Source organism: Ectobacillus sp., assembly GCF_056992975.1.
Genome location: NZ_JBXKMX010000155.1, coordinates 1 through 9,199, shown reverse-complemented (window position 1 = coordinate 9,199; position 9,199 = coordinate 1). Strand labels below are relative to the sequence as shown.

7 protein-coding genes are annotated in these 9,199 nt (G+C 39.7%); 5 read left to right on the top strand and 2 right to left on the bottom strand.

Annotated features, from left to right (window positions below; genetic code table 11):
* The 4 genes from AC11ZT_RS07340 to AC11ZT_RS07325 form a co-directional block, all read left to right on the top strand.
* The coding region (locus tag AC11ZT_RS07340) for an ABC transporter ATP-binding protein (RefSeq protein WP_484058974.1) at nt 1-1,452 on the top strand (1,452 nt) is incomplete at its 5' end.
* Nucleotides 1,453-1,454: 2 nt separating this feature from the next.
* Nucleotides 1,455-3,305, top strand: coding sequence for an ABC transporter ATP-binding protein (locus AC11ZT_RS07335; RefSeq protein ID WP_484058973.1), 1,851 nt, complete (start codon nt 1,455-1,457; stop codon nt 3,303-3,305).
* Nucleotides 3,306-3,505: 200 nt separating this feature from the next.
* The gene (locus tag AC11ZT_RS07330; protein WP_484058972.1) at nt 3,506-4,039 is read left to right on the top strand and encodes a YceI family protein; all 534 of its coding nucleotides are present in this window, start codon (nt 3,506-3,508) and stop codon (nt 4,037-4,039) included.
* 189 nt (nt 4,040-4,228) lie between these two features.
* Nucleotides 4,229-5,671 carry a DEAD/DEAH box helicase gene (locus tag AC11ZT_RS07325; protein ID WP_484058971.1) on the top strand — a complete coding sequence of 481 codons (1,443 nt, stop codon included), beginning with the start codon at nt 4,229-4,231 and terminating at the stop codon, nt 5,669-5,671.
* 56 nt (nt 5,672-5,727) lie between these two features.
* Here AC11ZT_RS07325 and AC11ZT_RS07320 read toward each other — a convergent pair whose 3' ends face one another.
* Entirely contained in the window at nt 5,728-7,182 is a 1,455-nt protein-coding gene (locus AC11ZT_RS07320; RefSeq protein ID WP_484058970.1) for an MDR family MFS transporter, read from the bottom strand.
* Between the two features lie 230 nt (nt 7,183-7,412).
* Between AC11ZT_RS07320 and AC11ZT_RS07315 the strand changes: the two genes are divergently transcribed.
* The gene (locus tag AC11ZT_RS07315) at nt 7,413-8,123 is read left to right on the top strand and encodes a DsbA family oxidoreductase (RefSeq protein ID WP_484058969.1); all 711 of its coding nucleotides are present in this window, start codon (nt 7,413-7,415) and stop codon (nt 8,121-8,123) included.
* Nucleotides 8,124-8,546: 423 nt separating this feature from the next.
* Here AC11ZT_RS07315 and AC11ZT_RS07310 read toward each other — a convergent pair.
* Nucleotides 8,547-9,199: pyridoxal-phosphate dependent enzyme (locus AC11ZT_RS07310; protein WP_484058968.1), on the bottom strand; the 653-nt coding region annotated here is incomplete at its 5' end.

Genomic DNA, 9,199 nt, shown 5'->3' with positions numbered 1-9,199 from the left:
GCCGATTTGTTTCGGAAAATCCAAATGCTAAGTTTTGAGAATATCGATGAATTCGACCGGGCGTCCTTAATTACAAGACTAACCAATGATGTAACGCAGGTTCAAGTATTTGTAAATGGGTTAATGCGGATTTTTGTGAAGGCTCCTTTAATTGGGATTGGAAGCTTGATTCTTGCGATTCGTCTAAATCCCCATTTGGCTGTTGTGCTTGCGGTCATTGTTCCCATTGTTGGACTCCTAATTTGGTTGAATATGAGAATTGGATTTCCCTTTTTTTTAAGTGTACAACAGGCACTTGATCGTGTAAATCGTGTCGTAAGAGAGTACTTGTCTGGCATTCGGGTTGTGAAGGCATTTAACCGCTTTGATTATGAGGGTGTTAAATTTAAAACAGTGAATGAAGAATATCAAAACAGATCGATTGCTGCACTCCGCGTTATGGCAGGCTTTAACCCGGCCATTGCACTTACCGTAAACATTGGAATTGTTGCGGTGCTTTGGCTAGGAGGACTGGGAGTCAATCATGGACAAATGCAGATTGGCCACGTGATTGCATTCATTAACTATATCACGCAAATTTTATTTTCATTGATGATTATTTCTATGGTGTTAACGATGTTTGTTCGGGCAAGAGCCTCCTTCGGTCGTATTAATGAAGTATTTTTACAGGAAAATCATATGACTTGGAGTAAGAATGATAGTGAAGCACAGATAACAGGAAGAATTGACTTTGAGGATGTCTGTTTTTCCTACAAGGGGGCAGCAGGTGATCCAGTTGTCAATCATGTAACCTTTCATTGTGTGCCAGGGGAAACGGTTGGGATTATCGGATCAACAGGATCGGGGAAAAGCAGTATGATTAGTTTAATTCCGCGTTTCTATGATGTGACGTCAGGTTTTATAAAAATTAATGGGGTAGACGTAAGACAGATGGATCCCAAAGTATTGCGTGATAAAATCGCAATTGTTCCGCAAAAAAACGTATTATTCACCGGTACGATTCTCGATAATATACGCTGGGGGAAAGAAGACGCATCGAGAGAGGAAATCGAGCAGGCGGCAAAGATGGCAGGTGCACATGACTTTATTACTGCTTGTCCGGAAGGTTATGAAACGAGAATTGGACAAGGTGGCGTGAATCTCTCTGGAGGTCAGAAGCAGCGCCTCGCTATTGCAAGAGCACTCGTAAGAAAACCGGAAATTCTCATTTTAGATGATTGTACCAGTGCGGTTGATGTAGCAACGGAAGGAAGAATAAAGAAGGCACTTGCAGCCTATGCTTCTGTTACCCGTCTTATTATTGCACAGCGTATGAGTTCCGTTATGGACGCTGACAAGATTCTTGTATTGGATCACGGAGAAATCGTCGGGATTGGGAAGCATGAGGAGCTGCTAAAGAGCTGCAAATTGTATAAGGAAATTGCCCAATCACAAGTAGGCAAGGTGGTGTAAACATGGCACAATCAAAAGGAATAGACCGTCCTATGCTAAATGGAGTTATGAGACCTGGAGGAGGTTTTGGGCGACACCAGGGAAGAGGCCCTGTTGTGAAACCGAAGAATGCCAAAAAAACATTGAAGCGATTGTGGCTTTTCTTCGGGAAGGAAAGAAAGTTGTTGCTACTTATTTTTTTCTTTATCGTACTGGATTCAGTGCTAACGCTTGCGGCTCCTTACTTAATAGGCGTCTCAATTGATTCCATGTCTTCTTCTGGAAAGGTTAATTTTGGGATGCTTGAAATTGCGATTGTGTCTTTAGCGGCGGCATATATAATAGATGCCTTTCTTACGTTTTTGCAAGGTTGGCTAATGGCAGGTGTCTCCGGGCGAATCGTTATGAGCTTGAGACGCACCTTATTTGACAAATTGCAAAAGCTACCGATTTCCTTTTTTGATACGCGGCAAAGTGGAGAGATTATGAGCCGACTAACGAATGATATCGATAATGTGAGTACGACAATTTCACAGTCTACTACGCAACTTATGTCGGGGCTTATTGTGCTTGTTGGTTCTTTTGTCATGATGGTTGTGCTCAGCCCTCTTTTGACAGTAGCAAGCCTCATTACTGTTCCGATGGTATTTTTTCTTACAAGGACGATTGCGAGGAAAACAAGTGTCTTATTTAAATCTCAGCAAGAGCAGCTTGGAAATTTAAATAGTCAAGTTGAAGAAACCATTTCAGGCTGGAATGTTGTAAAGGCATTTAACCATGAGGAAAAAGCAATTAAGGAGTTTGATGAAGTTAATCGAAAGCTATGCGACGTAGGATTAAAGGCACAAATTTGGTCTGGCTTTTTAATGCCAATCATGAATGTAATCAATAATGTTGGATTTGCAGCTGTTGCAATTGTTGGCGGGATATTAGCGGTGAAAAGTTTGATTACGGTTGGGGTTATAGCAAGTTTTCTAAGTTATTCTAGACAATTTGTCAGACCGTTAAATGATTTAGCAAATATCTTTAATACGCTGCAATCGGGCATTGCAGGCGCAGAGCGGGTGTTTGAAGTTCTGGATGAACAAGAGGAGAAGCCCGACGTGCCGCAAGCAGTTGCCCTAGCAAATCCGAAGGGGCATGTTGTATTTGAAGATGTTAGCTTTGGATATCGAATGGATGTACCGATTTTGAATCATATTAGCTTTTCATCTAAGGAAGGCAGCAATATAGCACTTGTAGGACCAACGGGAGCTGGAAAGACAACAATTGTTAATCTACTTACCCGTTTTTATGATGTATCTGCTGGACGAATTACTATTGACGGAAGAGATATACGGGACTATACGCGAGATAGTGTAAGAAGGTGCTTTGGTATGGTGCTGCAGGATACATATTTATTTTCAGGTACCATTAAAGAAAATATTAGATACGGTAATATTGATGCTTCCGATTACGAGATAGAGGAAGCGGCACGTATGGCAAATGCAGACGTATTTATAAGACGTCTTCCAGAACAATATGAGACGCAATTAGCAGAGAATGGTGGGAACTTAAGTCAAGGGCAAAGACAGTTATTGGCGATTGCGAGGGCAATTTTAGCGAATCCTTCTATATTAATATTAGATGAGGCAACAAGTAGCATTGATACACGTACAGAGCTTCATATCCAAGATGCTCTTTTGAATATTATGAAGGGACGGACGAGCTTTATCATTGCACATCGGCTTAATACAATCCGAGATGCAGATACCATTATGGTAATTGACCATGGTGAAATTACGGAACAAGGTAGTCATTCTTCTTTACTTGCAAAGAAGGGGGCTTATTATAATATGATACACCAACAAAAGCAAAGCAGTACGCTGGAATGAAGTGTGTGAACAAAGGTATGGATTCATTCCATACCTTTGTTGTTGAAGGGATAAACAAGTATTATATAGTTATAATAGAAAAAATATAGTTTTTTCTAAAAAGTAATTGACATACTTAAAGTAAGTAAATATAATAATAAGTGTAGTAAGAATTTAATTAAAAAAACCAAAACTAAAAACAAATTCGGGGGTATATTAAAATGACAATTTCAAAATGGGCTTTAGATCCTGCACACACAGACGTTGATTTTTCTATTAGACATATGATGATTTCTAAGGTTAAGGGTGCTTTCCAATCTTTCAGTGCTGAAATTGAAGCGGATCCAGCTGATTTAACAACTGCTACTATTTCATTTGATATTGATTTAGAAAGTATTTCTACACGTAATGCTGATCGTGATGCACATTTACGTTCTGCTGATTTCTTCAATGTAGAAGAAAATCCTAAGCTTACATTTGTAGCTACTAACATTGTAAAAACTGGTGAAGATGAATACAAAATGACTGGTGATATTGCACTTCATGGCGTAACTCGTTCTGAAACATTTGACGTAACATATGAAGGATCAGGAAAAGATCCATGGGGCAATGAAAAAGCTGGCTTCACTGTAAAAGGAAGCATCAAACGTAGCAATTACAACTTAACGTATAATGCAGCATTAGAAACTGGTGGCGTATTAATCGGTGACGATGTGAAAATTTCTGTTGAACTTCAAGCTGCTAAACAAGCTTAATCAACATATACTTATAAAAAGAGGTCTACTGCAAGTGGGTTATTGCAGCAGACCTCTTTTTTGCATTTGTGCTGTCTGTTTTCTGAAACAGGCAGTTTTTTTCTGCATGTTTATATGAGCAAATTTCCAGTATAATGAGATATGAAGACTGCTTTTGCAATCGATCCTAAAACAAAACGAGGTTATCCTATGAATAAACGTTTTACCGATTATCAGTTAAGTGAGGAGATTATTCAGGCGCTTGCTTATTTACATTATGAGGTTCCGACAGAGGTGCAAAGGAAGGTAATACCTGCTGCTTTGGAAAGGAAAGATTTGATTGTTAAGGCGCAAACAGGAAGCGGGAAGACGGCGTCCTTTGCTATTCCGCTTTGTGAAATGGTCGAGTGGGAAGAAAATAAGCCGCAAGCATTAATCCTTACACCAACACGCGAGCTCGCTGCTCAAGTGAAAGAGGATTTTTCCAATATAGGAAGATTGAAACGAATAAAAGCGACAGCTATTTATGGTAAGCAACCGTTTGCCGCGCAAAAATTAGAATTAAAGCAAAAAACACATATAGTTGTTGGAACACCAGGGCGGGTATTAGATCATATTGAAAAAGGAACGCTTGTTTTAGATAAGCTGAAATATTTTGTAATCGATGAAGTAGATGAAATGCTAAGTATGGGGTTTATTGAGCAAGTGGAGGCCATCTTGCAAGCATTGCCAACAAACCGAATGACAATGGTTTTCTCGGCCACATTGCCAAAAAATGTTGAAACACTATGCCATGCGTATTTGAACAACCCAGTAGAAATTATTATCCCTCCTACGGAACATACGGAAGCACGAATCGAACATTCGCTTGTTGAGGTTAGAGAAGAGGAGAAGTACAGTATTCTTCGTGATATAACAACCGTTGAAAATCCGGATAGCTGTATAATTTTTTGCAGAACGCAAGAGCAAGTCGACTCAGTATGGGATAGACTTGATCATGATCGCTATTCCTGTGATGAAATTCACGGTGGCATGATGCAGGAGGATCGGTTCTCGGTTATGAATGATTTTAAGAGAGGAAAGTTCCGATACTTAGTCGCTACTGATGTGGCCGCCAGAGGGATAGACATTGAAAATATTACACTTGTGATTAACTATGACCTTCCTCTTGAAAAAGAAAGCTATGTGCACCGAACAGGTAGAACAGGGCGTGCAGGGAAATCGGGAAAAGCCATTACCTTTCTTACACCATACGAAGAAAAATATATAGACGAGCTACAGACGTATCTTGGATTTGAAATACCAAGAAGAGAAGCTCCTTCTAAAGAGGAAGTAGCAAGGTGCAAAGCTGCATTTGACGAAAAAATGGACATGCGTCCGGTTATTAAGCAGGATAGAAATGCAAAGCTCAATCAAGAAATTATGAAGCTCTACTTTAATGGTGGAAAGAATAAAAAAATGAGAGCTGTCGATTTTGTAGGGACGATTGCCAAAATTCCAGGCGTGACAGCAGACGATATTGGGATTATTACGATACAGGATCATGTAAGCTATGTGGACATTTTGAATGGAAAAGGTCCGATTGTACTTAAGGCTATGGAGCAAACAACGATAAAAGGAAAGCGACTAAAGGTAAAAGAAGCATATCAATAAAAAGGGTATGACAAGATGTCATACTCCTTTTTAGTAGAATGAGGCTTTTTTCACATTTACGATTCTATGATTGGTGCTGGTGTTTCATTCGTCGGTTCTTCTGACAGTGTTTTAGGTTTTCGAAGAAGCAACGATACAATAGCTCCGATCGCTGCGATGCTAGCTGCAAGAAAGAATGTATCATCATAGGCTGACGAAGTAGCTACAAGAGGATTTTTTGTTTCTGTCATATGCTGCGACATTTTTGATGTAAGAAAGCCAGTCATTCCTGCAACGGCAAAGGAAACCATAACCTGTTGGGCTGCGGTAGTAAGTGGTGTAACCCGGCTTACCAAGTTCTTAGGAGCTGCCTGCAAAACATGCGTATTAATGGACATCATTGAAAATCCCATACCTGCTCCGATCATCACAAGTGCAGCGATAATGTAACCGTTACTCGTATCAATTGTAATCTTAGAGAGTATAAATAATGCACCCGTAATAATGGTGAATCCTGCAATGGCCATGGGACGAGCGCCTACTTTATCAAATAACCGTCCACCGATTGGCATGAATACCGCGGAGGTTAATGCTTGTGGAAGTAATAATAATCCCGTTTCAAACGAACCGTAGCCCTTCACCGTCTGTAAATATAAAGGAATAAGTAGGATAGAGCCGAATAATGCAATTTGAGCAATCCAAGCTACGATAATACCTCTTGTAAAATCGGATGATCGGAATACTTTGAGCTCAAGAAGTGGTTGCTTTTGACGGAATTCTACAAAAATGAAAAGTAGTAAAGCAGCGCCTCCGATTCCTAATCCTGTCAAGGTATATTGAGAGCTCCAGCTTTTTCCGCCTTCACTGATTCCGTAGGCAAGCATGGAAAATGCGACTGGTGCCAATACGATACCTAATATGTCTAGCGTTGGCACCGTTTTGCTTTCAAAGGTAGGCAAAAAGCGAATTCCGATTAAAATGGCAATGATCCCAATCGGCAAATTGATAAGGAAAATCCAGTGCCAAGATGCATACTCAACGAGCCATCCTGATAGAACAGGGCCTAGAGCAGGAGCAAGCAGCATCGGAATACCGAGCATCCCCATGACAGAACCTATCCTTCCTTCGGGAGCAATTCGGAAGATAATGGCCATGCCAATCGGAGCTACCATTCCTCCGCCTATACCTTGAATAATACGGTACATAATTAATTGCTCAGGTGTCTGAGCAAGGGAACAAAGAACGGAACCAATTGTGAACAGACCGATTGTAATGAGAAAAATCCGTTTTGCGCCAAAACGGTCTGTCATCCATCCTGCTAATGGAATAACAGCAGAGAGGGCAAGGGTATAGCCAGTAATAGCCCATTGTAACGTTGAAACTGTACTGCCAAAGTTCTTTACTAATCCTGGTAGTGCTACATTTACCACAGTGCTATCGAGAATGACCATAATCATACCAACAATAACGGCTAACAATGGACCAATTAGCGATTTTATTGATACGGATGTTGTTGCATTCGTCGTACTCATACTCTTCATCCTCTCTCCATTCGTATTCTAATAAAAAGGTAGTTCGGTAACCACTGTAAATATAGTGTATTAGAAAACTATCTTTATTTGTATTAAGAATACAATAAGATTATCATAGTAGAATTACTTTGCGACCGTCAACTTTGAGTGTGTGATTCAGGAATTTGCTTTTTATAGTTACTATATAGATAATAGTTGTAGGATAGCTAATTATAAAGGGGGTTACACATATGGAAGTTGAAGTTTGGTCAGACGTAGCATGTCCATTTTGCTACATTGGTAAGAAAAGATTTGATATTGCGCTTGAGCAATTTAATCATAAAGCAGATGTCGAACTTGTATTTAAGAGTTTTCAATTAAATCCTTCTGCTACGAGAGGATCTAAACAAAACATTCATGAAGCAATCGCATCGAAGTACGGTGTTTCCGTTGAACAAGCGAAGGCAAATAATGAACAAATTTCCAAGCAAGCAAAGGAAATTGGTCTTGATTTTAATATGGATGGCATTGTGTTAACGAATACAGAAGCTGCACATCGTTTAAGTCATTATGCAAAGGAACAAGGAAAGATGACTGAAATGATGCAACGGCTTATGAAAGCATACTTTACCGATTCCTTGGATGTCGGTGAACTGGAAAATTTGTTAAAGCTTGCTGGTGAAGTTGGATTAGATCAGGAAGATGTAAAGCGTATTTTGGAAGAGGGAACATACCGAAATGAAGTAAAAGAAGAACAGCGAGAAGCAGAAGAATTAGGAGTCCAAGGAGTTCCATTTTTTGTATTCAATCGAAAATATGCTGTTTCTGGTGCACAACCGGTAGAAGTGTTCTTGGAAGTAATGGAAAATGTATGGAAAGAAGAACAGAACAACAAGCCATTACAAGTATTCGGTTCTAACAATGATGGAGCAGGTTGTACGGATGGTTCTTGTAAAATTTAATGATAGTAAAAAACGAACTTTCAATTCTAGATTGGAAGTTCGTTTCATTTTGTATGAATAACAAAAGCCAATCCATCTTATCCGTGTGAAAACACACGAGTGAGAAGCTTTAACCAACCGAAAAAGGAAACCCACAACGGAATACTACACATAACGCCCCAAAACAGTCCTACCAGAAAGTTACCTTCAGTTTCCATGGCAATCCCACCTTTTGGAGATGATTGAAAACGTTTTCATTGAGGTTATATTCTCTATGATAATAGTGTTTTCCTTTTTTGTAAATGTATTTGTGTTGTAGGAAACAGGCTATAGTGGGAGCAAAAGGCGGTATGTTGTGCCTCTAAATCACAAAAAAGCAAGATGACGGAAAGAACAGTCATCTTGCCTACTACATAATAAGTTTTCGTCATCCTGAGTATAGTTTTATTTCGCTTTCAGCATCTCGTGAACTTGTTCCACATCTTTATCACCGCGACCAGATAAATTAACAATGAGAACATCGTCTTTTGATAGCTCGGCTGCAAACTTGATTGCATAGGCAACTGCGTGAGAGCTTTCTAATGCAGGAATAATTCCTTCTACTTTTGACAAAGTTTGAAAGGCTTCTAACGCTTCTTGTCCCGTTACGGTTACATATTCGGCCCTACCATTTGTTTTTAAAAAGCTATGTTCTGGACCAACTCCTGGGTAGTCAAGGCCTGCTGCAATTGAATATGTTGGCTTTGGATTTCCTTCTTCGTCTAGTAAGGTTAGGCATCTAAATCCATGAATTATCGCAGAAACTCCTTCGGATACAGCGGCTGCTTCTGCTGGCTCTACTCCAATTAATCGTACAGATGGTTCATTGAGATAATGAGCGAAAGCTCCGATTGCATTGCTTCCTCCGCCTACACAAGCAATAACAGCCGTAGGTAGTTTTCCTTCTTTTTCTAAAATTTGACGTTTGGATTCTTCGCTGATTACGGATTGAAAATGTTTAACGATAGTTGGAAATGGATGCGGACCAACTGCCGATCCTAATAAATAGTATGTGTTTTCATAATTTTCAACTAAGTCTTGCAAGGCTACATCTACTG